Source organism: Streptomyces sp. NA02950, assembly GCF_013364155.1.
GTDB lineage: Bacteria > Actinomycetota > Actinomycetes > Streptomycetales > Streptomycetaceae > Streptomyces.
In genome coordinates, this window is sequence record NZ_CP054916.1 from 5614059 (window position 1) to 5637215 (window position 23157).

Sequence of the window (23157 nt, forward strand, 5' to 3'; positions counted from 1 at the left end):
GATGCTCAAGTCCAACGGCAAGCACCGCCGCCCGTCCAAGGCCACCCGTATCGCCGCGTTCGCCGGTCTCGCGGGCGCCGCCGTGGCCGCCCCGCTCATCGGGGCCACCTCCGCCTCCGCCGCCACCACCGCCCAGTGGGACAAGGTCGCGCAGTGCGAGTCCGGCGGCAACTGGTCCATCAACACCGGTAACGGCTACTACGGCGGACTGCAGTTCTCGAGCTCCACCTGGGCCGCCTACGGCGGCACCTCGTTCGCCCCCACGGCCGACAAGGCCAGCAAGGGCCAGCAGATACAGGTCGCCGAGAAGGTTCTCGCCAGCCAGGGCAAGGGTGCCTGGCCGGTCTGCGGCACGGGCCTGACCACCGGTGGCACCCCCTCCAGCTCCACCCCGTCCGACTCCGGCCAGCAGGAGTCCCAGGCCCCGGCGCCCGCGGCCAAGCCCGCGCAGCCGAAGGCCGAGACCCGCTCCGAGCCCGACCGCGCCGCGCGCCACGAGGCCCGTGGCCCGGTGAAGAAGGGCGACGGCGAGTACAAGGTCAAGGCCGGTGACACGCTGGGCGGGATCGCCAAGGCCGAGAAGGTCGAGGGCGGCTGGAAGAAGCTCTTCGAGCTGAACAAGGACATCGTCGAGCAGGCCGACCTGATCTACCCGGGCCAGCAGCTCCACCTGAGCTGAGCGCGGTCCGGCTGAACCGGCCGGATCCGGGTCACCTCCCGACCGCGAGCCCCGGCCGGGCGCGCCGCCCCCGCGGCGTGTCCCGGCCGGGGCCCGTTGGTTCGCGGAAAATGTAGATATGGGCACCCAAATCTGGCTTTTTATGCCACGTACTGTCTCGCGGGGCGGGCGAACGGCGGGTGCAGCCCTCCGGTCCGGTTAGGCTCGTGCTGCTACCGCAGACACATACGAAGGAGAACCTCGTGCCGTCCATCGACGTCGTCGTAGCTCGCGAGATCCTCGACTCGCGAGGCAACCCCACGGTCGAGGTCGAGGTCGGCCTCGACGACGGCAGCACCGGCCGTGCCGCCGTTCCGTCCGGCGCCTCCACCGGCGCCTTCGAGGCCCTCGAGCTCCGTGACGGCGACAAGAACCGCTACAACGGCAAGGGCGTGGAGAAGGCCGTCCTCGCCGTGATCGAGCAGATCGGCCCCGAGCTGGTCGGCTACGACGCCACCGAGCAGCGGCTGATCGACCAGGCGATGTTCGACCTGGACGCCACCCCGGACAAGTCCTCGCTCGGCGCCAACGCCATCCTCGGCGTCTCCCTCGCCGTCGCGCACGCCGCCTCCGAGGCGTCCGACCTCCCCCTCTTCCGGTACCTGGGCGGCCCCAACGCCCATCTGCTGCCGGTCCCGATGATGAACATCCTCAACGGCGGCTCGCACGCCGACTCCAACGTGGACATCCAGGAGTTCATGATCGCTCCGGTGGGCGCGGAGTCCTTCTCCGAGGCCCTGCGCTGGGGCACCGAGGTCTACCACACCCTGAAGTCCGTGCTGAAGGAGCGGGGCCTGTCCACCGGGCTCGGCGACGAGGGCGGCTTCGCGCCGAACCTCGACTCCAACCGCGAGGCCCTGGACCTGATCGTCGAGGCCATCAAGAAGGCCGGCTACCAGCCGGGCCAGGACATCGCGCTCGCCCTGGACGTGGCCGCGTCCGAGTTCTACAAGGACGGGTCCTACGAGTTCGAGGGCAAGGCCCGCACCGCGGCCGAGATGACCTCCTACTACGCCGACCTGGTCGCCGCGTACCCGCTGGTCTCCATCGAGGACCCGCTGAACGAGGAGGACTGGGACGGCTGGAAGACCATCACCGACCAGCTCGGTGACAAGGTCCAGCTGGTCGGCGACGACCTGTTCGTCACCAACCCCGAGCGTCTCGCCCGCGGCATCGAGAACGACACCGCCAACGCGCTGCTGGTCAAGGTCAACCAGATCGGCTCGCTGACCGAGACCCTCGACGCCGTCGAGCTGGCCCAGCGCAACGGCTTCAAGTGCATGATGTCCCACCGCTCCGGCGAGACCGAGGACGTCACCATCGCCGACCTGGCCGTCGCCACCAACTGCGGTCAGATCAAGACCGGTGCCCCGGCCCGCTCCGAGCGCGTCGCCAAGTACAACCAGCTGCTGCGCATCGAGGAGATCCTGGACGACGCCGCGGTGTACGCGGGCCGCTCCGCCTTCCCGCGCTTCAAGGGCTGAACCGCCGCCGTGCGTCCGCCCGAGGACGCACCGACGCGCTCGACCTGAGTAGCAGACACGTCTGACACACGTCCCCGGCCGCGGTCCCGTACCGTGGCCGGGGACGGCGTCACTCAAGCGAAGCCATCACCGGGGAGGCGATGTGCCGGCGGATCGGGACCGGTTCTCCACCGCGAGCAGACTCAAGGCGCTCGGCGAGCACGCCGCCGCCCGGGTCTACCGTGTGCGCGCCCGCCGCCGCCGCGGCCGGCTCACCGGCCGTGCCGCCCTGCTCGCGCTGGTCGTCTGCTCGCTGGTGGTGGCGCTGGCGTATCCGATGCGGCAGTACATCTCCCAGCGTTCGCAGATCGCCGACCAGCGGCGCGAGGCCCAGCAGGCGCGCGAGGACGTGAAGAAGCTGCGCGAGAAGAAGGCCCGGCTCCAGGATCCCGCCTACACCGAGCAGCAGGCCCGGGAGCGGCTGCACTTCCTGATGCCGGGGGAGACCGGCTTCAGCGTGGTGGACGGCAGCGGCTACAGCGAGCCCACCACCGACCGGGGCGTGGCCGGACGCCCCTGGTACATCAACCTCTGGGACGCCGTGGACACGGCGGACGCGCCGAAGGCGGCCCACGCGGACCGCTGATGTCGGCACCGTCCGCGCTCCGGTCGCACCTGGTCCGAACCGATCGATAGAGAACACTCCCACTCATGGATACGCCCCCTCCGCAGACGGAGCCCACCGCGCCCACCGACGCGGACATCGCCGCCGTCAAGAGCCAGCTGGGCCGGGTGCCGCGCGGGCTGCGCGCGATCGCCCACCGCTGCCCCTGCGGCAACCCCGATGTCGTCGAGACCGCGCCGCGGCTCGAGGACGGTACGCCGTTCCCGACCCTCTATTACCTGACCTGCCCGCGCGCCGCCTCCGCGACCGGCACGCTGGAGGCCGAGGGCGTGATGAAGGAGATGACGGCCCGGCTGGCCGCCGATCCGGAGCTGGCCGCCGCCTACCGTGCCGCCCACGAGGACTACATCGCCCGGCGGGACGCCGTCGAGGTGCTGGAGGGCTTCCCCAGCGCGGGCGGGATGCCGGACCGGGTGAAGTGTCTGCACGTCCTGGTCGGCCATGCGCTCGCGGTCGGTCCCGGGGTCAATCCGCTCGGCGACGAGGCCATCGGGATGCTGCCCGAGTGGTGGCGCAAGGGCCCGTGCGTCGCGCCCTGCGGATCGGAGCAGCCGGGCGAGTCCGGCGCGTCCGGTGAGCGGGAGGACGGCGTATGACCCGCGTCGCGGCCGTGGACTGCGGCACCAACTCCATCCGGCTGCTGGTGGCCGACGCCGACCCGGCCACCGGTGAGCTGACCGAGCTGGACCGCCGGATGACGATCGTCCGGCTGGGCCAGGGCGTGGACCGCACCGGCCGGCTGGCCCCCGAGGCGCTGGAGCGCACCTTCGCGGCCTGCCGGGAGTACGCCGAGGTGATCCGCGAACTGCGCGCCGAGCGGGTGCGCTTCGTCGCCACCTCCGCCTCCCGCGACGCCGAGAACCGCCAGGAGTTCGTGGACGGCGTCGTGGCCGTCCTGGGTGTCGAGCCCGAGGTGATCACCGGCGACCAGGAGGCGGAGTTCTCCTTCACCGGCGCCACCAAGGAGCTGTCCGGACACGAGCGGCTGAGCGGTCCGTATCTGGTGGTGGACATCGGCGGCGGCTCCACGGAGTTCGTCTCCGGGGACACCGCGGTCCGCGCGGCCCGCAGCGTCGACATCGGCTGTGTCCGGATGACCGAGCGCCATCTGGTCTCCGGCGGCACCATCGGCGACCCGCCGACACCGGATCAGATCAGCGCCATACGGGCCGACCTCGCCCGGGCGCTGGACGAGGCCGAGCGGACCGTGCCGCTCAGCGGTGTCTGCCGGCCGGGCGCGGACGGCCATACGCTGGTGGGTCTCGCCGGATCGGTCACCACCGTCGCCGGGATCGCGCTGGACCTGCCGGCGTACGACTCCACCGCGATCCACCACGCGCGGATCCCGGTCGACCGGGTCCGGGAGATCACCACGAAGCTGCTGGCCTCCACCCACGCCGAGCGGGCGGCGATTCCGGTGATGCATCCGGGGCGGGTCGACGTGATCGCCGCGGGGGCGCTCGTGCTGCTTTCGATCACGGAACGGACCGGCGCCCAGGAGGTTGTGGTGAGTGAACACGACATCCTCGACGGCATTGCCTGGAGCATCGCTTGAGCGGCGGGAACAACGTATGAGCGGGCGCGGAGGCCCGTCCGGGAGGCCTCCGCGAGCCGTCCGGAAGAAAGTTCGTGAAATCCTTCACATGAAAAAGGGCCCTGGTCGCCGCCTACGGCGGCGGTCCGGGGCGGTTTCGGCGGCCGCGCCCGGCCGCTGACCGCATCATGGCGGGTTCGGGTCGTAGTGCCCGCCCCCGTCCCGCGACTCTGGTCTACTCCCGCGTTCACTCACAAGCCCTGTTCAGCGGGGTGTGAGCGGCCTGAAACGACGGGCGGTTCGCCGCCCGGACTATGGCGTCCGTCACGGGGGCCGCGGAGTGTAGCAGACACCCCCGGAATGCTTGTGAAGGGGCTCACGAGCTCCCCCCTGGGGGGTGCTGGATACTCGAAACATGAGCACCACGGAGCGTCCCAGGATCCTCGTTGTAGGCGGTGGGTACGTAGGCCTGTACGCGGCACGCCGCATCCTCAAGAAGATGCGATACGGCGAGGCGACCGTCACGGTCGTCGACCCCCGCTCGTACATGACGTACCAGCCCTTCCTCCCCGAAGCTGCGGCCGGCAGCATCTCCCCGCGCCACGTCGTGGTTCCGCTGCGGCGCGTGCTCCCCAAGGCGGAGGTCCTCACCGGCCGGGTGTCGACCATCGACCAGGACCGCAAGGTCGCCGTCGTCCAGCCGCTCGTCGGCGAGGCGTACGAGCTGCCCTTCGACTACCTGGTCGTCGCCCTCGGCGCGGTCTCCCGTACCTTCCCGATCCCCGGTCTCGCCGAGAACGGCATCGGTATGAAGGGGATAGAGGAGGCCATCGGGCTGCGCAACCACGTCCTCGAGCAGCTGGACAAGGCGGACTCCACGACCGACGAGGAGATCCGCCGCAAGGCGCTCACCTTCGTCTTCGTCGGCGGCGGCTTCGCGGGTGCGGAGACCATCGGCGAGGTCGAGGACATGGCCCGCGACGCGGCCAGGTACTACCCCAACGTCACGCGCGAGGACATGCGCTTCGTGCTCGTCGACGCCGCCGACAAGATCCTCCCCGAGGTCGGCCCGAAGCTCGGCCAGTGGGGTCTGGAGCACCTCCAGAAGCGCGGTATCGAGGTCTACCTCAACACCTCGATGAACTCCTGCGTCGACGGCCACGTCGTGCTCAAGAACGGCCTCGAGGTCGACTCCAACACCATCGTGTGGACCGCCGGCGTCAAGCCGAACCCGGCCCTCGCCCGCTTCGGTCTCCCGCTCGGCCCCCGCGGCCACGTGGACACCGAGCCGACCCTCCAGGTCAAGGGCACCGACTACATCTGGGCCGCCGGTGACAACGCCCAGGTGCCGGACCTCGCCGCCGGTGAGGGCGCCTGGTGCCCGCCCAACGCCCAGCACGCGCTGCGCCAGTCCAAGGTCCTCGGCGACAACGTGATCTCGGGTATGCGCGGCTTCCCGCAGGGGGAGTACAAGCACGCCAACAAGGGCGCCGTGGCGGGCCTCGGCCTTCACAAGGGCGTCGCGATGATCGTCTTCGGCAAGATGAAGATCAAGCTGAAGGGCCGTCTCGCCTGGTACATGCACCGTGGTTACCACGGCATGGCGATGCCGACCTTCAACCGCAAGATCCGTGTGCTCGCCGACTGGACGCTCGGGATGTTCCTCAAGCGCGAGGTCGTCTCGCTGGGCGCCATCGAGAACCCCCGCGAGGAGTTCTACGAGGCGGCCGCTCCGGTCTCCGCGGCGGCGGCCGCACGACCGGCCCCGGCCGAGAAGGCCAAGGCGTCCTGACCCCAGGGTCCGGTACGCACAACTGACGCCAAGGGCGTCCGCCATCCGTGGGGCGGACGCCCTTCGTCATGCGCACACCCCGTCGTCCGCCATCGCGGGATGACTTTTGCCGATTCCAGACGTGTCGCCGGGACTGTACGGATGGTTCCATGGTGTTTACGTGGTGAGTGAATCTTCGCTGACTCGCCATCACGGAGGTGTGCGACATGACCGAAGCAGCTGGGCGACTGGCCGCCCTGGCCGAGAAGGCGCAGGGAGCCCCGCTCCCGCTCCGGATCCGCGCCTGGGACCACAGCGAGGCCGGACCGCCCGGCACCCCCACCCTCGTCGTACGGCGCCGCCGGGCGCTGCGCCGGCTGCTGTGGAAGCCCGGCGAACTGGGCCTGGCCCGTGCCTGGGTGGCCGGTGACCTCGATATCGAGGGCGATCTGTACCAGGCCCTGGAAGCGCTGGCCGGGCTGCTGTGGGAGCGCGGCCCCGGCTCCCGGCAGTCCCGGACCGCCGCCGCCCTCCAGGCGCTGCGCGACCCCGCCCTGCGCTCCGCCGCACGCGGTCTGATCGCGCTCGCCGGACCGGGGCTGCCGCCGCCCCCGCCCCGTGAGGAGGCCCGCGTCCCCGGCCGCGGACCGCTGCACACCCTGCGCCGCGACAAGGCGGCCATCAGCCACCACTACGACGTCGGCAACGACTTCTACGAGCGGGTGCTCGGCCCCTCGATGGTCTACTCGTGCGCCTACTGGGACAGATCCGGCGGCACGCTCGAGGACGCCCAGCACGCCAAACTGGACCTCATCTGCCGCAAGCTGGCCCTCCGGCCCGGGCAGCGGCTGCTGGACGTGGGCTGCGGCTGGGGCTCGATGGTGCTGCACGCGGTGCGCGAGTACGGGGTGAGCGCCGTCGGCATCACCCTCTCCGAGGAGCAGGCGGCGTACGCCCGCAAGCGCATCGCGGACGCCGGGCTCACCGACCGGATCGAGATCCGCGTCCAGGACTACCGCAAGGTCACCGACGGGCCCTTCGACGCGATCTCCTCCATCGGCATGGCCGAGCACGTCGGCGCCGTGCGCTACGGCGAGTACACCGCCATCCTGCACCGGCTGCTGAAGCCCGGCGGGCGGCTGCTCAACCACCAGATCGCCCGGCGCCCGGAGCCGGACGAAGAGGCGTACCGGGTGGACGAGTTCATCGACCGCTACGTCTTCCCCGACGGCGAGCTGGCCCCGCTCGGCCGGACCGTCAGCCAGCTGGAGGAGGCGGGCTTCGAGGTGCGCGACGTGGAGGCCATCCGCGAGCACTACGCGCTCACCCTGCGCGCCTGGGTGGCCAACCTGGAGCGGCACTGGACGGAGGCGGTACGGCTCATCTCCCCGGGCCGGGCCCGGGTCTGGCGGCTCTACATGGCCGCGTGCGCCCTCTCCTTCGAGCGCAACCGGATCGGCGTCAACCAGGTCCTGGCCGTGCGCACCCCCGACGACGGGGCGTCCGGGCTGCCGCTGCGCGCCCGCGACTGGCGGGAGTGAAAACGGGACGTCCCCGCCCGCCCCGGTGAGGGGCGGACGGGGACGTCGGCTTCTGCGCCGCGCTACTCGGCCTTGATGGCCGCCAGCATGTTGAGCTTCGCCGCCCGGCGGGCGGGCCACAGCGCCGCCAGCACGCCCACGAAGGCGGCCAGCGCCAGGAAGACCGCCATCCGGCCCCAGGGCAGCACCAGCTCGTACGTCGGCATCCCGTTGGAGATCATCTCCCCGGCCGCCCAGCCGAAGAACACTCCGAGGCCGAGGCCGAGCACTCCGCCGAAGAGCGAGATGACCAGCGACTCCAGCCGGACCATCCGCTTGATGCCGCGCCGGTCCAGGCCGATCGCCCGCAGCATCCCGATCTCCTGGGACCGCTCGAAGACCGACATCGCCAGGGTGTTGATGACACCCAGCACGGCGACGAGCACGGCCATGGCCAGCAGTCCGTAGAGCATGTTCAGCATCAGGGTGAAGAACTGGGCGATCCCGTCGGAGATGTCCTTCTTGTTCTGCACCTGGATGGCCGGGTTCTCACCGAGCGCCTTCTTCAGGGCGTCCTTGGTCTCCTCCGAGGCGCCGCCCTTGGTCTTCACCATCACCTGCATGTCGGTGACGGTGGTCATGTGCGGGGTGAGTGTCGCGGAGTCCAGCATGATGCCGTGGATCATCTCGTTGCCCGTGTAGACGCCGTGGACGGTCAGCGTGCCACGGCGGCCGTCCTCGTAGGTCACCGGGATCTTCGAGCCCAGCTTCCAGCCGCGGTCCTCGGCCGTCTTGTCGTCGACGACCGCCTTGGTTCCGGAGAGCCCGGAGAAGGAGCCCGCGGAGAAGTCCAGGCCCACCAGGTCGGTGATGGACTTCCCGTTGACCCCGGTCAGGTACTCGATGTCGCCGTCGATCCGGGAGGCGGACTGGCGCAGCGGGCTGTACGCGGTGACCTCGGGCAGCTCGCCGATGGTGCGGGCCACGTCCGGCGACAGCGGACGCTGGCCGTCGAAGCCGCCCATGCTGACGACGTAGTCGGACTTCAGCGCGTCGGTGGCCATCTTGTCGATGCCCTTCTGGACGCTGCCCGCGATCACCGTCATACCGGTGATCAGGGTGAGGCCGACCATCAGGGCCGAGGCGGTGGCGGCGGTACGGCGCGGGTTGCGCACCGCGTTCTGCCGGGCCAGCTTGCCGGGCATGCCGAACACCCGCAGCACCGGCGCGGCGGCGGCGATCAGCGGCCGGGACAGCAGCGGGGTGAGGACGAACACCCCGATCACCAGCACAGCGGCGCCCAGGCCCATGTAGCTCTTGCCGTCGGTGCCCATACCGGCACCGGCCAGCACCAGTGCGATACCGGCCGCGGCCAGGATCGCGCCGATGGTGTTGCGGACCACCAGACCGCGGGTGGTCGGCGGGGCGTGCACGCTGTTCATCGCGGCGACCGGCGGGATCTTCGCGGCGCGGCGGCCGGGCAGCCAGGCGGCCAGCACGGTCACCACGATGCCGACGGCCAGCGAGACCAGCACGGTGGTGGCGTCCACGATGATCGGGCCGTCCGGGACGGTGGCTCCGGTGGAGTTGAGCAGCGAGCGCAGCCCGGCGCCGATGCCCACACCGGCCACGAGACCGGTGACGGCGGCGACCGCGCCCACGACGGTGGCCTCGATCAGCACCGAGCGGGTGACCTGACGGCGGGTCGCGCCGACCGCGCGCATCAGGGCGAGTTCCCGGGTGCGCTGGGCGACCAGCATGGTGAAGGTGTTGGCGATGATGAAGATGCCGACGAAGAGCGCGATACCGGCGAAGACCAGCATGCCGGTCTGCATCCCGCTCATGCTCGACTTGATGCTCTCGGCCTGCTCGTCGGCCAGCTTCCGCCCGGTCTCGGCCTCGGCCTCCTCGGGGAGGACCTTGTCGAGCGCGGACTTCAGCGCGGTCTGCGAGGTGCCCGCCGCGGCCTTCACATCGATCTCGTCGAACTGGCCGGGCTTGGCGAACAGCCGCTGCGCGGTGGGGGTGTCGAACAGCGCGAGGCTGCCGCCCGCCGCCACATTGCCGTCGTCGGTGGTGAAGACGCCGACGACCTTCTCCTTGCGGACCGGGCCGTCCACCGACACCCGGATGGTGTCGCCGACCGCGTAGTGGCCGCGCTCGGCGGACTTGGCGTCGAGCGCCACCTCGCCCGCGGCCTTGGGCGCGCGTCCGTCGGTCATCGTGTACCGCGGGTCCTTGCCGTCCTTGCCCGGGTAGTAGTTGCCGCCGAGGTTGGAGAAGCCGCTGCCGAGGAGGTCGCCGTTCTTCTTGGACAGGGCGGTGTAGCCGGAGACGGTGCCGGTCGCGGAGGCGGCGCCGGGCACCTCGGCCGCCCGGTCCAGCACCCGCTGGCCGAGCCGCGGCGCCTCGCCGGGCTTGCCGGTGTCGTCGTCGGCGCCGCTGTCGGGCGTGATGGCCACGTCGACGCCGGAGAAACCCTTCTCGGAACTCTTCTGGTAGGCGTCGGAGATGGTGTTGGTGAAGACCAGGGTGCCGGAGACGAAGGCCACGCCGAGCAGCACGGCGAGCGTTGTCATCAGCAGCCGGGCCTTGTGCGCGAGCACATTGCGCAAGGCGGTACGGAACATGGGGTGTCAGTCCTGAGAGGGGTTCGGGAGGCTTACGGGGCGGCGGCCGGGGGGCGGGTGCCCGTCCCGCGTCAGCTGGTGCGGCCCTTGGCGTCGAAGCGCTTCATCCGGTCCAGGACCGCCTCGGCGGAGGGGTCGCGCAGCTCGTCGACGATCCGGCCGTCGGCGAGGAAGACCACCCGGTCGGCGTAGGAGGCGGCGACCGGGTCGTGAGTGACCATCACCACCGTCTGGCCCAGCTCCCGGACCGAGTTGCGCAGGAAGCCCAGGACCTCGGCACCGGACCGGGAGTCCAGGTTGCCGGTGGGCTCGTCCGCGAAGATGATGTCGGGCTGGCCGGCCAGGGCCCGGGCCACCGCCACCCGCTGCTGCTGACCGCCGGAGAGCTGGTTGGGCCGGTGCTTGAGCCGCCCGGACAGCCCGACGGTCTCCACCACCCGGTCCAGCCACGCCCGGTCGGCCTTGCGGCCCGCGATGTCCATCGGGAGGGTGATGTTCTCCAGCGCGTTCAGCGTCGGCAGCAGGTTGAACGCCTGGAAGATGAAGCCGATCTTGTCGCGGCGCAGCTGGGTGAGCTTCTTGTCCTTCAGCGCGGTCAGTTCGACCTCACCGATCCGGGTGGAGCCGCTGGAGACCGTGTCCAGACCCGCCATGCAGTGCATCAGCGTCGACTTGCCCGATCCGGAAGGCCCCATGATCGCGGTGAACTCGGCCTGCCGGAACTCCACGGAGACGGCGTCCAGGGCGATCACCTGGGTCTCGCCTTGTCCGTAGACCTTGGAGAGGTCCGTGGCCCGGGCAGCCGCCGTGGTGGGGCGGGTGGCGGTCTCGACGCCGGGGGTGGTGGTGGTCACGGTGGAGGGCTCCTGTCATGCGGTACGGGACGGTCCCCGCGCCACGGGCGGACTGGTCCCGTGCTGCGGGACCGGGCGGGGTGTCCCTCCATGGTCCTTGCCGCCCGGGCGCAGGGGATCAACCCGTGCTCCGGTTTCCGCGCGCGACTCGGGTCGTAGGCGCCGCGGCCCGTGTCCTCCCTGGGTAGGAGAGGGCCCCCATACGGGGGCATCGAGATTGCGTCATTCCGCTCATCACGGCGGTGCCCGGCATATGGCCAGGTCCAGTCGCCAACGGCATCCACGGGTACCCCGCCCCGCCGCTGATGGACACTCAGTTGCCAATAAAATAAGACAACCTCGGTCCGGGGATTCGCTGTTCGGGGGCTTGTCCCCGGATAGGCTCGTGCTGCTCTCCTATGGGGAGGGCCGTGTGCGGATGGTACGGCCCAGGGAGCCGCTGCCCGGATGGTGGAATGCAGACACGGCGAGCTTAAACCTCGCTGCCCCTCGCGGGCGTACCGGTTCAAGTCCGGTTCCGGGCACCTCCAGATCGCGGGACGGCACTCAGCGTGCGCGGACGGTTGCCCGCTGCTCCCGCGCCGGGCCCGCAGGGGCCTCGCGCGCGCCCGCCATGCATGAAAAGATCCTCCTTGGGCACTAGGGTGCAGTCTTTGCTTACCCATTACCCTCGAGTCAAGGCCGCGCAGGGCGGCCATGGAGGAGTGAGATGAGGAGCAGCAACCCGGTCTTCTCGCGACGGGGATTCAGCCGCAGCGGCGGCTACGCCGGCTTCGGCGGGGCGCCGCAGGCCGGGAGCCCCGCCGCAGGTCAGGGCAACCCGTACGCCGGTGGTAACCCGTACGCGCAAGGTCAGGCGCCGACGAATCCCTACGCGGCCGGTGGCCAGCAGAATCTGACGCCCGAGCAGCTCCAGCAGATGTACGGGGCGCCTCCGGCCGCCGGTCCGCGGACCGGCGGTATGACGATGGACGACGTCGTCATGCGCACCGGTATGACGCTGGGCACCGTCATCGTCGCCGCCGCGGCCGCCTGGATCGCCGAGCTCCCGGTGGGCGTCGGCTTCGGCGCCGCGCTGGTGGCGATGGTCCTCGGCCTCGTCCAGGCGTTCAAGCGCACCGCCTCGCCCGCGCTGATCATGGGCTACGCCCTCTTCGAGGGACTTTTCCTCGGTGTCATCAGCCAGGTCTACAACGAGCGCTGGTCCGGCATCCCGATGCAGGCCGTGCTCGGCACGATGGCCGTCTTCGTCGGTGTGCTCGTGGCGTACAAGACCCGGCTCATCCGGGTGAACGCACGCTTCCAGCGCTTTGTGCTCGCGGCGGCCATCGGGTTCGTCCTGCTGATGGCGGTCAATCTGCTCTTCGCCGCCTTCGGCGGCGGTGACGGTCTGGGCTTCCGCAGCGGTGGCCTCGGCATCGTTTTCGGCCTCATCGGCGTGGTGCTCGGCGCGGCCTTCCTGGCCATGGACTTCAAGCAGATCGAGGACGGCGTCGCCTACGGCGCTCCGCGCGAGGAGTCCTGGCTGGCCGCGTTCGGTCTGACGCTGTCGCTGGTCTGGATCTACCTGGAGCTGCTGCGGCTGATCTCCATCTTCCGGGACTAGTGCCGTCATCACCGGTCACACGGCCGGTGGTGAGCGGCGAAGGGCCCGCGGAGGCGATCGCCTCCGCGGGCCCTTCTTCTGCGGCGTAAGCCACCCCGTTGGGTCCGTCTGGTCCGTGCGGTCGGTCTGGGATACACGCCTGTGCCTCCCGGCAGGGGGCGCGGCTACAGCAGCTTGCGTGCCGCGCGCCTCAAGTCGTGCTCATGGATGATCGCTTTGGCATGGCCGTAGGCGAGCTTGTGCTCACCGCGCAGCCAGCTGACCTTCTCCTCGAAGCGGAAGAACGCGGGGCCTTCGTCGACGGTGCGGAGCCAGTCGGCGACTTCGCGGCCTGTGCACTGGGGAATGCGGGAGAGTAGGTTCCGGTGAGTCTCGTCGGAGAAGATTTGGGACATCGGCGCCTCCGGACGCGTCCATGCCGGACCCGGGTTCATCACCCGGGTGGGGTCCTTCAGCTCACCGTGCCTGAGTGTTCGGCTGTTGGCAACAGGCCGTCGGTGGCGCATACGCTTCGGCCGTGGATGATGTGACCCCCTTGCTCACGGCCGTCGACCGGCTCGCCGACCGGCTGCGCACCCTGCCCCAGTCCCGGTTGCGGCAGGGGGCGGCGGCGGAAGGACTGGCGCTGGCAAGGGAATTGTCACTGCGTGCCCAGCGGCTGGAGAAGCCGGGTGCACCGCCGAGGATCATGCCGGACGTGGGGATGTTCGCGGTCGCGGACCAGCTGGCGGTGGCAGGCCATGACTTGGTGCACGCGCTGGAGCGCGCGCCGGACAACGGCGCGGGGGAGCTCGCCGAGGCGGTCACGCTGGTGACGGAGACGGCCGAGCGCTGCGGGGCCTGACGGGGCCGTCGGGCGGGTCCGGACAGCGGCCGGGATACGCGGCCGGGGGGACCCGGGGATACGGCGTTGCGGCGAGGCCGGAGGGTCCGGGAGTGCGCTGGGGGATGCGGGGGTGCGCCGGGCCGGGATGCGGCGGTTACCGAGAGGCCGCGGTCACAGCGAGGCGATGACGCGGTCGGCGAGGACGTACACCTTCTCGGTGCCGCAGCCGAAGGTGAGCGCATAGGCGCCGGAGACGCCCGAGCCGCCGAGCAGCACCGGTGCGGTGCCCTCGCGCAGCGCGTCCGCCAGCCGCTCCGCGGTCTCGCGGTGGCCCGGCGTCATACAGATCGTGGTGCCGTCGGCGAAGACGTACACATCGAGGGTGCCGAGCGGGCCGGGGCGCACATCGGCCAGCGGAACGCGGTCGTCGGCCAGCTCGGTGAGCCGGTTCACCGTCCGGTCGTGGTCGGCCACCGGCGACGAGGGGGTGAAGTCGGGGTGCGAGGGGTGTCGGCGGCGGGCGGCCGCGAGCTCGGCGGACTCCACGGACTCGGCCTCCAGCTCCACCTCGGTACGTACCTCGGCGGCCACCTCGAGCTCCACCTCCGCCTCGGGCTCCGGGTCCCCGGCCGGGTCGAGCGGGTCGTGGCCCAGCGCGTCCAGGCCGAGCAGCGGCTCCAGCCCGGCCAGATCGGCCTGGCGGGGTACGAAGAGCTGGCTGTCCTGCGCGGAGTCGTCGCCGGGGCCGGAGACCCCGCCGAGCAGCGAGTGGGCGTCGGACGGCCCGGCGGAGTCCCTGGCCTCCTGAGCGGCCCAGAACGCCCGTGCCTCGGCCAGCTCCCGCTCCCGCTCCTCCGCGAGCGCGTCCGCCACGGCGGCGCGTATCTCGGCGGCGGGGGTGGTGCGGGCAGTGGGCACCGCGGCGGCGTCGCCCCGGCCGTCCCGGGCAGCCTGACCGGCGGCGGCGCCCGTCGCGGCGAGGTCGGCGCGCAACTCGGTGATCTGCCGGCGCACACCGCGCGCGGTGTGCAGGGCTGCGGCGCCCACGGCCGTGGCGGTGACCGCGGCCAGGAGGACGGCAAGGGTCATGGGGCTCACTGACTTAACTCCCGGTTGCTATGGATCCCCCGAATTCCTACCTCAGCTTGACGCGCGGCGCCTCTTGGCGTCAGTGCATAACATCACTAAAGGGACGGAATCCGGGGCCGGAAGGGCCAGGATGACCGTGGCTGAGCTGGGGAGACACCCCTCCCCCAGGACTTTTGTCACATCCTGGGGGAGATTCGGTCACGGCCCAGCCGCGGCCCGGCGCGGCGCCGCCGCGACACCGGGTGCGGCCGGACGCGGTGCGCGGCTCAGCTCAGCCGCTCGATGACCATGGCCATGCCCTGGCCGCCGCCGACGCACATGGTCTCCAGACCGAACTGCTTGTCGTGGAACTGGAGCGAGTTGATCAGCGTGCCGGTGATCCGGGCGCCGGTCATGCCGAAGGGGTGGCCGACGGCGATGGCCCCGCCGTTGACGTTCAGCCGGTCCAGGTCGATGCCCAGATCGCGGTAGGAGGGGATGACCTGCGCGGCAAACGCCTCGTTGATCTCCACAAGGTCGATGTCGCCGATGGAGAGCCCGGCGCGGCTCAGCGCCTGCTTGGACGCCTCGACCGGTCCGTAGCCCATGATCTCGGGGGAGAGTCCGGAGACGCCGGTGGACACGATCCGGGCCAGCGGGGTGATGCCCAGCTCGCGCGCCTTGGTGTCGGACATGATCACCAGCGCCGCGGCGCCGTCGTTGAGCGGACAGCAGTTGCCCGCGGTGACCAGGCCGTCGGGGCGGAAGACCGGCTTCAGGCCCTGGACGCCCTCCAGCGTGGTGCCCGCGCGCGGGCCGTCGTCGGTGGCCACCACGGTGCCGTCGGGGGTGGTCACCGGGGTGATCTCACGCTCCCAGAAGCCCTTCTTGATGGCCTCCTCGGCGAGGTTCTGGGACCGCACGCCGAACTCGTCCATCTCCTGGCGGGTGATCCCCTTGAGCCGGGCGAGGTTCTCGGCGGTCTGGCCCATCGCGATGTACGGGTCGGGCAGCAGATCGTCCTCGCGCGGGTCGTGCCAGTCGGTGCCCTCCTGCTCGGCGCGCGCGGCGGTACGGGCCTCGCTGTCCGCGAACAGCGGGTTGTGGGTGTCCGGCAACCCGTCCGAGGTGCCCTTCACCGAACGGGACACCATCTCGACGCCCGCCGAGATGAAGACGTCGCCCTCGCCCGCCTTGATGGCGTGCAGGGCCATCCGCGACGTCTGGAGCGAGGAGGAGCAGTAGCGGGTGACGGTGCAGCCGGGGAGGTGGTCCATCCCCATCTGCACGGCCACGATCCGGCCCAGGTTGTGCCCCTGCTCACCGCCCGGCAGACCACAGCCCAGCATCAGGTCGTCGATCTCGCGCGGGTCGAGCTGCGGCACCTTGGCGAGCGCGGTCTTGATGATCTCGGCGGTCAGGTCGTCCGGCCGCAGATCCTTGAGCGACCCCTTGAAGGCTCGGCCGATGGGTGAACGGGCGGCAGAGACGATCACAGCTTCGGGCATCACGGCTCCATGGGGCGGAAGGTGGCTGGACTGTGTGGGAAGTTACCTGCACGTACCTCGGCGGTCACGGGATCCGGCCTGTGACGCGGAACTCTTTTTTCCAAGCGTACGCTCAGTGGCTCGGACCTGGCTCGGACCCGATCCCGGGTGAAGTCCCTGGGCCGCCCACAAGGGGGGCGGGCGTCGCCCCCCGGGACTGGCGCTGGCGTCCGGCGTACCGCGGGCGGGCGCGCGGCTGGGCGTGCCCGGGCCCCGGGTACGCCCGGCGTGACGCGGTCGCCGTCCGGCGGTATCGCGGCTCGGCGCGGTACTCGGGGGCCGTCCTCGGTCCTCCGGCGCGCTTCCTTCGCGGCCCGCCGGGACCGGGCGCCCCCCGGTCCCGGCGGGCCGCGCCCCCCTCAGTGGGTCACCGGCGGGGGTGAGGGGGCCGGGACGGGGCCCTCGGCGGTGTCGGCGCCGGCGGGGCGGTCGCGGCGCAGCAGCCGGGCCCAGGGGCCGCGGGCCGCCGTGACCTCGGTGCCGCCCTCCGCCGCGGCCTCCGCGGCGGCCGTGGCGACCGGCAGGATGCCCTCGTCGCGGGTCTCCGGCGTCTCCTCGGGCCACAGGCCCAGCGAGGCGCACAGCGTGGGCAGGACGGCCATGGCGGCCGTGGCATAGCCCTCGGCCGAGGGGTGGTAGTTGTCCGGGCCGAACAGCTCCCGCGGGTTCGCCGCGAACTCCGGGCCCAGCAGATCGCCCAGCGAGACCGTACGCCCGCCCTGCTCGACCACCCCGATGGTCTGCGCGGCGGCCAGCTGGCGGCTGAGCCGTCGCGCGATCCACCGCAGCGGCTGGTAGACGGGCTCGATGGTGCCGAGGTCGGGGCAGGTGCCCACCACCACCTCGCAGTCGCTCTCGCGCAGCCTCCGCACCGCCTCCGACAGCAGCCGCACCGACTGGGCGGGCGGCATCCGCCGGGTGACGTCATTGGCGCCGATCATGATCACGCAGACGTCCGGGAGCTGCTCGGGATCGTCCAGCACCAGCGTGACCTGGCGCTCCAGATCGGTGGACTGGGCGCCGGGAAGCGCCACGTTCCGCAGGTCCACCGGGCGCTCCGCCACCGCCGCGAGCCCGGAGGCCAGCAGCGCGCCCGGCGTCTGACTAGGGCGGTGGACGCCCTGCCCGGCGGCCGTGGAGTCGCCGAGAAAGGCCAGCCGCAAAGGGGGCTGGCCGGTTCTGCGGGCGAAGGCGAAGCCGTAGCGGCCGTCCGCCCGCGGTGGGGCGGCCTCGGAGCCGCCCACCACCCGCTTCGCGAGTGACACCTCGGTGAGCACCAGCACGGCGGTCACCCCGCCCAGCAGCCCGATCCCGCCGCCCCCGTACGCCGCCGCGGCCGCGATCCGCCGCGCCACCCTCGCCCTCGACATCGACATGGGTCCAGCCCACCTCCGTCCACACGCGCCGCAGGCCCGTCGGTACGGCCTGCTAACACCTTGTTTCCCGGTGGAGGCTCCCTCGCAACGCGCCGGTCGGAGGGTCCGGGGGCGCAATAAGCTGATTGCACGGGCCCGCGACGGCGGCCGCCCCGACGCGGAGATCCCGCGGAACCGGACCAGGAGCAGGTGTGCAGTACTACGAATCGATGATTGAGCTGGTCGGCAATACCCCGCTGGTGAAGCTCAACACCGTGACCGAAGGCATCCGGGCGACCGTCCTGGCCAAGGTCGAATACTTCAACCCCGGCGGTTCGGTGAAGGACCGCATCGCGGTACGGATGATCGAGGCGGCCGAGGCGTCCGGGGAGCTCAAGCCCGGCGGCACGATCGTGGAGCCGACCTCCGGCAACACCGGTGTCGGTCTGGCGATGGTCGCCCAGCGCAAGGGCTACAAGTGCATCTTCGTCTGCCCGGACAAGGTGTCCACGGACAAGATCAACGTGCTGCGGGCCTACGGCGCCGAGGTCGTGGTCTGCCCGACCGCCGTGGACCCCGAGCACCCCGACTCGTACTACAACGTCTCGGACCGCCTGGTGCGCGAGACGCCCGGGGCCTGGAAGCCCGACCAGTACAGCAACCCCAACAACCCCCGCTCGCACTACGAGACCACCGGTCCCGAGCTGTGGGAGCAGACCGAAGGCAAGATCACCCACTTTGTGGCGGGTGTCGGCACCGGCGGCACCATCAGCGGCACCGGCCGCTATCTGAAGGACGTCAGCGAGGGCCGGGTCAAGGTCATCGGCGCCGACCCCGAGGGCTCCGTCTACTCCGGCGGCTCCGGCCGCCCGTATCTGATCGAGGGCGTCGGTGAGGACTTCTGGCCGACCGCCTACGACCAGGATGTCGCGGACGAGATCGTCGCGGTCTCCGACAAGGACGCCTTCCAGATGACCCGGCGGCTGGCCAAGGAGGAGGGGCTGCTGGTCGGCGGTTCCTGCGGGATGGCGGTCGTCGCCGCGCTGCGCGTGGCGAAGGACCTGGGCCCGGACGACGTGGTGGTCGTCCTGCTGCCCGACAGCGGCCGCGGCTATCTCTCCAAGATCTTCAACGATGAGTGGATGGCCGACTACGGCTTCCTCGAGGAGAACGGTTCGGCCGTGCGCGTCGGCGACGTCCTCCAGGGCAAGGAGGGCGGGCTGCCCTCGCTGGTCCATATGCACCCCGAGGAGACGGTCGGCGAGGCCATCGAGGTGCTGCGGGAGTACGGCGTCTCGCAGATGCCGATCGTCAAGCCCGGTGCCGGACACCCGGACGTGATGGCCGCCGAGGTCATCGGCTCGGTGGTGGAACGCGAGCTGCTGGACGCGCTGTTCGCGCACCGCGCCGAGCTCAGCGACCCGCTGGAGAAGCACATGAGCCCGCCGCTGCCGCACGTCGGCTCCGGTGAGCCGGTCGCGGACCTGATGGCGGTGCTGGGCCGGGCGGACGCGGCGATCGTGCTGGTGGAGGGCAAGCCCACGGGTGTGGTGAGCCGTCAGGACCTGCTGGCGTACCTGGCCCGCACCCCGAAGTAGCGCGGTCCGCGAGGGCTCCAACTGGCGCATGGCACGGGCCGGATGGGGTTTTCAGCAACTGGTACGCATGTGTCACGCGCTCGCAGCACAGGGTTAACACGGCTCCGGCAGATTGAGGGGTGTCGGGAACGGACGACCCCGACACCCCACAGCGGCGACAGGACTTCCGGAGCGGCTCCCGGACTCCACGGTCGCCCGGGCGCGGCGGCCGTCCTGACTTCGGCCCGCGTCCCCGCGGGGACCGCCGTCGTCCCGCCCTCGGTGCTCACACCGGGGTGCGGCGGTCCCCGCGTGCATCCCCTTCGCGGTCCCGTGGCAGGTTCACGGTCCCGCCTCTTCTGCGTCTCCCGCGCCTTCCTCGTCCCCCGCGTTATGGGGTTGGCTCGCCGCCGCCTCGCGGTCTCCCCGGCTTCCGCGGCGCAGCCGGGAGAAACCGCCCATCGCGTGCACCGCGTTGACCCCGACGATCCCCGCCCAGGTGACCAGCAGCCCGGCCAGCCCCTCGTTGGCCGCGCCGATCGCCGACAGCGGGATGGCCAGCACCAGGGAGACGCCGACGAAGGCGAACCGCTCTCCGAAGCCGTCCATGCCCAGCCCGCCGGCCGGCCCCCGGGCGTCGATCCCGTAACCGCGGGTGCCGCGCGCCGCCGCCATCTGCCGCTCGGCCGTCTGTCGCCGCTGATGGCGGTCGGCGGCGTTGTCGAACCGCTGCCCGACCTTCTCCATGAAGGAGTCGACCGGCTCCGATTCGTACTCCGCGCCCTGCTCCTCGCGGGTCTGGAGCGTCGCGTCGAGTTCCTTCTTCAGCTCGGGGCCATGGGGGTCCATGCTTGATGACGGTACGGTCGCGGGGAGGCTGTGTCGGTAGGGCTGGCCCCCCAACCGGGGAGGGGCGACAGGTGCCCCGGCCCGCCGTGGAAGGAGTCCCATCCGTGACCGCACCTCTCCTCACGTCCCTCGCCGCGTCCGGCGGAGACCGCCCCGACGCGCTCACCGTCGCCGGGCACCGCCTCTCGCGCGAGGAACTCCTCGGCGCCGCGGGCGCGGTCGCCGCCCGTATCGCCGGTGCCCCGGCCGTCGCGGTCCACGCGACCGCGACGGCGGAGACGGTGGTCGCGGTGGTCGGCGCGCTGCTCGCCGGGGTGCCTGTGGTCCCGGTACCGCCGGACTCCGGCCCCGCCGAACGCGACCACATCCTGCGGGACTCGGGCGCCGCGCTGCTCCTCGCCGGAGCGGGGGCGGGGGCGGGAGCGGCGGCCGAGGCCGCGGAGGTGCCGGTGGAGACCGTACGCGTGGATCCGTCCGAACGCGCGGAGTGGACCAAGTCCGAACCCGCCCCGGAGTCCACCGCGTTCATCCTCTACACCTCCGGCACCACGGGTGCGCCCAAGGGCGTACTGATCTCCCGCCGGGCCGTCGCCGCCGATCTGGACGCGCTCGCCGACGCCTGGGCCTGGACGGCCGGGGACACCCTCGTGCACGGGCTGCCGCTGTTCCATGTGCACGGCCTGGTGCTGGGCGTGCTGGGCGCGCTGCGGACCGGCAGCCGCCTGGTGCACACCGGCAGGCCGACCGCGGCGGCGTACGCGGCGGCCGGGGGCAGCCTCTACTTCGGTGTGCCCACCGTCTGGAACCGCGTGGTCCAGGACCCGGACTCGGCCCGCGCCCTGTCCGGCGCCCGGCTGCTGGTCTCCGGCAGCGCCCCGCTCCCCGCCCCGGTCTTCCGGGAGCTCGAGCGGCTCACCGGTCAGCGGCCGGTCGAGCGCTACGGCATGACCGAAACCCTGATCACCGTCAGCACCCGCGCCGACGGCGAGCGCCGTCCGGGCTCCGTCGGCACCCCGCTGCCGGGTATCCGTACCCGGATCGCCGCCGAGGAGGGCGCCGGGATCGGTGAGCTCCAGCTCACCGGCCCCACCCTCTTCGACGGCTATCTGGGCCGTCCCGAGGCCACCTCCGGCTCCTACACCGAGGACGGCTGGTTCCGCACCGGTGACATCGCCACCGTCGAGCCGGACGGCTTCCACCGCATCGTGGGCCGCGCCTCCACCGACATGATCAAGTCCGGTGGGTACCGCATCGGCGCGGGCGAGATCGAGAACGCCCTGCTGGACCACCCCGCCGTCCGGGAGGCGGCCGTCGTCGGCGCCCCCCACGACGACCTCGGCCAGCAGATCGTCGCCTATGTCGTCGCCGACGGCGTCACCGGACAGGCCCTGATCGACTTCGTCGCCGCCCAGCTCTCCGTCCACAAACGGCCCCGCGTGGTGCGCTTCCTGGAGGCCTTGCCGCGCAACGCCATGGGCAAGCCCCAGAAGAAGCTGCTGCCGCCGGCCTGAGCGCCGCCCCCGGCCGGCCCGCCCCCGGTCCGCCTCATCCGACGGGGGAGGGGCAGGACCCGGCCCGCTCCGGGGCGAGGATCATGCGGTCCGGGATGCGGTCGGTGTCGTTGCGGGCCAGCAGCCAGTAGAGGGCGGCGGGGACGACGAGGCCGACGATCCAGGAGATGTCCGCGCCGCCCAGCGGTTCGACGAGCGGGCCGGTGTAGAAGTGGGTCGCGAGGAAGGGCAGTTGGGCGAGGACCCCCACGGCGTAGGTGAGGAGGGCCTTCCAGCGCCAGGCGCCGTAGCGGCCGCCCGGATCGCTGAGCGCCGGGATGTCGTAGCGCTCCTTGGCGATGGCGTAGTAGTCGACGAGGTTGATCGCGCTCCACGGCGTGAAGAAGGTCAGCAGGAACAGCAGGAAGTCCTTGAAGGACGACAGGAAGCTGTCCTTGCCCAGCAGGGCGACGGCCGTACCGGCGACCATGATCACCGCGATGTAGGCGGCGCGGCCGCGCGGGGAGAGGGTGGTGCGGCCCCGGAAACCGCTGACGCTGGTCACCATCGACATAAAACCGCCGTAGGTGTTCAGGACGTTGACCGTCAGCTTGCCGAGGGCGATGACGAAGTACAGGAGCGAGGTGACGACGGCCGCGCCGCCGCCCAGGCCGACGACGTAGGAGACCTCGTGGCCGATGAAGGCGTCACCGGCCGCGGCGGCGGCCAGCGCCCCGAAGGCCATGGACCACTGGGAGCCGAGCACGGTGCCCGCGAGCGTCCAGGAGAAGGTGGCCCGGGCGGAGGTGGAGCGGGGCAGATAGCGGGAGTAGTCGGCGACGTACGGGCCGAAGGCGAGCTGCCAGGAGGCGGACAGCGACATCGCGAGGAGGAAGAGCGGGATGTCGAAGGTCCGGTCGTGCAGCAGGGTGGCGAGGTCGGCGCGGTCCAGCAGCCGGATGCCGAGGTAGACGAAGGCCAGCGCGCAGACCACTCCGGCGATCCGGCCGAGCGCATGGATCAGGCGGTAGCCGACGGTCGCGGTGACGGCGGTGACCAGCGCGAACAGCACGATGCCGGTGGTGTCGCCGAGATGGGTCAGCTCACCGACCGCCTGCCCCGCCAGGACGCTGCCGCTGGCGAAGAAGCCCACGTACATCACGATGACCAGCAGCAGCGGGACGATCGCGCCGCGCACCCCGAACTGGGCCCGGGAGGAGATCATCTGGGGCAGCCCGAGCCGCGGCCCCTGGGCGGAGTGCAGGGCCATGACGGCTCCGCCCAGGACGTTGCCGAGCAGCAGGGCGACAAGCGCCCAGAAGGCGTTGGATCCGAAGACGACGGCGAGGGCGCCTGTGACGACGGCGGTGATCTGGAGGTTCGCACCGACCCACAGCGTGAACTGGCTGAAGGCGGTGCCGTGGCGCTCCGCGTCGGGAACGACGTCGATGGAGCGTCTTTCGACCAGGGAGTCGGGCATACGGTGCTCCTGCGGCTGGTGCTTCGGGCAGGGGCGCGGGCGCCGGCGCGGCGCGTGAAGCGAAGCCGAACATTCGCTTCCCCTTGCCCTGCCTGCATATAGTCATGCACAGTCATAGGTGAGTGAATAGAAGTCAAGAGGTCTGCGTTGATCGGCGGTATCTTCTGTTCGCACTATGGGACGG

General features: G+C 71.4%; 19 protein-coding genes and 1 tRNA gene. 12 read left to right on the top strand and 8 right to left on the bottom strand.

Going from position 1 to position 23157, the window contains the following annotated elements; genetic code table 11:
* Position 1 precedes the first annotated feature (1 nt).
* The 7 genes from HUT19_RS24615 (at position 2) to HUT19_RS24645 (ending at position 7712) form a co-directional block, all read left to right on the top strand.
* Positions 2-679: a transglycosylase family protein gene (locus HUT19_RS24615; protein ID WP_176182542.1), complete on the top strand. Its 678-nt coding sequence runs from the start codon at positions 2-4 to the stop codon at positions 677-679.
* A 242-nt stretch (positions 680-921) separates the two neighbouring features.
* Positions 922-2202, top strand: a complete 1281-nt coding sequence (gene eno, locus HUT19_RS24620; protein WP_176182543.1) for a phosphopyruvate hydratase — start codon at positions 922-924, stop codon at positions 2200-2202.
* 142 nt (positions 2203-2344) lie between these two features.
* Positions 2345-2827: a septum formation initiator family protein gene (locus HUT19_RS24625; RefSeq protein ID WP_176182544.1), complete on the top strand. Its 483-nt coding sequence runs from the start codon at positions 2345-2347 to the stop codon at positions 2825-2827.
* A 65-nt stretch (positions 2828-2892) separates the two neighbouring features.
* Positions 2893-3462: a DUF501 domain-containing protein gene (locus HUT19_RS24630; RefSeq protein ID WP_176182545.1), complete on the top strand. Its 570-nt coding sequence runs from the start codon at positions 2893-2895 to the stop codon at positions 3460-3462.
* The gene (locus HUT19_RS24635) at positions 3459-4421 is read left to right on the top strand and encodes a Ppx/GppA phosphatase family protein (protein ID WP_176182546.1); all 963 of its coding nucleotides are present in this window, start codon (positions 3459-3461) and stop codon (positions 4419-4421) included. Before HUT19_RS24630 ends, HUT19_RS24635 begins: the two co-directional genes overlap by 4 nt.
* A 394-nt stretch (positions 4422-4815) precedes the next feature.
* On the top strand, positions 4816-6192 hold the full coding sequence (locus HUT19_RS24640) for an NAD(P)/FAD-dependent oxidoreductase (RefSeq protein ID WP_176182547.1): 1377 nt from the start codon (positions 4816-4818) through the stop codon (positions 6190-6192).
* A 206-nt stretch (positions 6193-6398) separates the two neighbouring features.
* Positions 6399-7712, top strand: a complete 1314-nt coding sequence (locus tag HUT19_RS24645) for a cyclopropane-fatty-acyl-phospholipid synthase family protein (protein WP_176182548.1) — start codon at positions 6399-6401, stop codon at positions 7710-7712.
* A gap of 62 nt (positions 7713-7774) precedes the next feature.
* Here the strand turns inward: HUT19_RS24645 and HUT19_RS24650 are convergent, their stop codons facing one another.
* Both HUT19_RS24650 and HUT19_RS24655 read right to left on the bottom strand, forming a co-directional pair.
* Complete coding sequence (locus HUT19_RS24650) at positions 7775-10321, bottom strand: ABC transporter permease (RefSeq protein WP_176182549.1); 2547 nt, start codon at positions 10319-10321, stop codon at positions 7775-7777.
* A gap of 71 nt (positions 10322-10392) precedes the next feature.
* Positions 10393-11175, bottom strand: coding sequence for an ABC transporter ATP-binding protein (locus HUT19_RS24655; RefSeq protein ID WP_176182550.1), 783 nt, complete (start codon positions 11173-11175; stop codon positions 10393-10395).
* Positions 11176-11616: 441 nt separating this feature from the next.
* Between HUT19_RS24655 and HUT19_RS24660 the strand changes: the two genes are divergently transcribed.
* Both HUT19_RS24660 and HUT19_RS24665 read left to right on the top strand, forming a co-directional pair.
* Positions 11617-11699: transfer RNA gene (locus HUT19_RS24660), tRNA-Leu, on the top strand.
* Positions 11700-11884: 185 nt separating this feature from the next.
* Entirely contained in the window at positions 11885-12781 is an 897-nt protein-coding gene (locus HUT19_RS24665; RefSeq protein WP_176182551.1) for a Bax inhibitor-1/YccA family protein, read from the top strand.
* A gap of 164 nt (positions 12782-12945) precedes the next feature.
* Here the strand turns inward: HUT19_RS24665 and HUT19_RS24670 are convergent, their stop codons facing one another.
* Positions 12946-13176 (bottom strand): DUF4287 domain-containing protein, encoded by a 231-nt coding sequence (locus HUT19_RS24670; RefSeq protein ID WP_176182552.1) that lies wholly within the window; start codon positions 13174-13176, stop codon positions 12946-12948.
* Between the two features lie 122 nt (positions 13177-13298).
* Here HUT19_RS24670 and HUT19_RS24675 point away from each other — a divergent pair, with 122 nt between their 5' ends.
* Entirely contained in the window at positions 13299-13625 is a 327-nt protein-coding gene (locus HUT19_RS24675) for a hypothetical protein (RefSeq protein WP_176182553.1), read from the top strand.
* Between the two features lie 153 nt (positions 13626-13778).
* Here the strand turns inward: HUT19_RS24675 and HUT19_RS24680 are convergent, their stop codons facing one another.
* From HUT19_RS24680 to HUT19_RS24690, 3 genes are all read right to left on the bottom strand, one after another.
* A complete protein-coding gene (locus HUT19_RS24680; protein WP_176182554.1) occupies positions 13779-14705 on the bottom strand; it encodes a hypothetical protein in 927 nt (308 codons plus the stop codon).
* A gap of 257 nt (positions 14706-14962) precedes the next feature.
* A complete protein-coding gene (locus tag HUT19_RS24685; RefSeq protein ID WP_176182555.1) occupies positions 14963-16183 on the bottom strand; it encodes an acetyl-CoA C-acetyltransferase in 1221 nt (406 codons plus the stop codon).
* Between the two features lie 398 nt (positions 16184-16581).
* The gene (locus HUT19_RS24690; RefSeq protein WP_176182556.1) at positions 16582-17598 is read right to left on the bottom strand and encodes an SGNH/GDSL hydrolase family protein; all 1017 of its coding nucleotides are present in this window, start codon (positions 17596-17598) and stop codon (positions 16582-16584) included.
* Positions 17599-17789: 191 nt separating this feature from the next.
* On the opposite strand from HUT19_RS24690, the gene HUT19_RS24695 reads away from it, so the two are divergent.
* On the top strand, positions 17790-19175 hold the full coding sequence (locus HUT19_RS24695; RefSeq protein ID WP_176182557.1) for a cystathionine beta-synthase: 1386 nt from the start codon (positions 17790-17792) through the stop codon (positions 19173-19175).
* 321 nt (positions 19176-19496) lie between these two features.
* Here the strand turns inward: HUT19_RS24695 and HUT19_RS24700 are convergent, their stop codons facing one another.
* Positions 19497-20003, bottom strand: a complete 507-nt coding sequence (locus tag HUT19_RS24700; RefSeq protein ID WP_254885760.1) for a hypothetical protein — start codon at positions 20001-20003, stop codon at positions 19497-19499.
* A gap of 104 nt (positions 20004-20107) precedes the next feature.
* Between HUT19_RS24700 and HUT19_RS24705 the strand changes: the two genes are divergently transcribed.
* The gene (locus HUT19_RS24705; protein ID WP_254885761.1) at positions 20108-21514 is read left to right on the top strand and encodes an AMP-binding protein; all 1407 of its coding nucleotides are present in this window, start codon (positions 20108-20110) and stop codon (positions 21512-21514) included.
* A 34-nt stretch (positions 21515-21548) separates the two neighbouring features.
* Here the strand turns inward: HUT19_RS24705 and HUT19_RS24710 are convergent, their stop codons facing one another.
* Positions 21549-22973 (bottom strand): cytosine permease, encoded by a 1425-nt coding sequence (locus HUT19_RS24710; protein WP_176182559.1) that lies wholly within the window; start codon positions 22971-22973, stop codon positions 21549-21551.
* Positions 22974-23157: the final 184 nt, after the last annotated feature.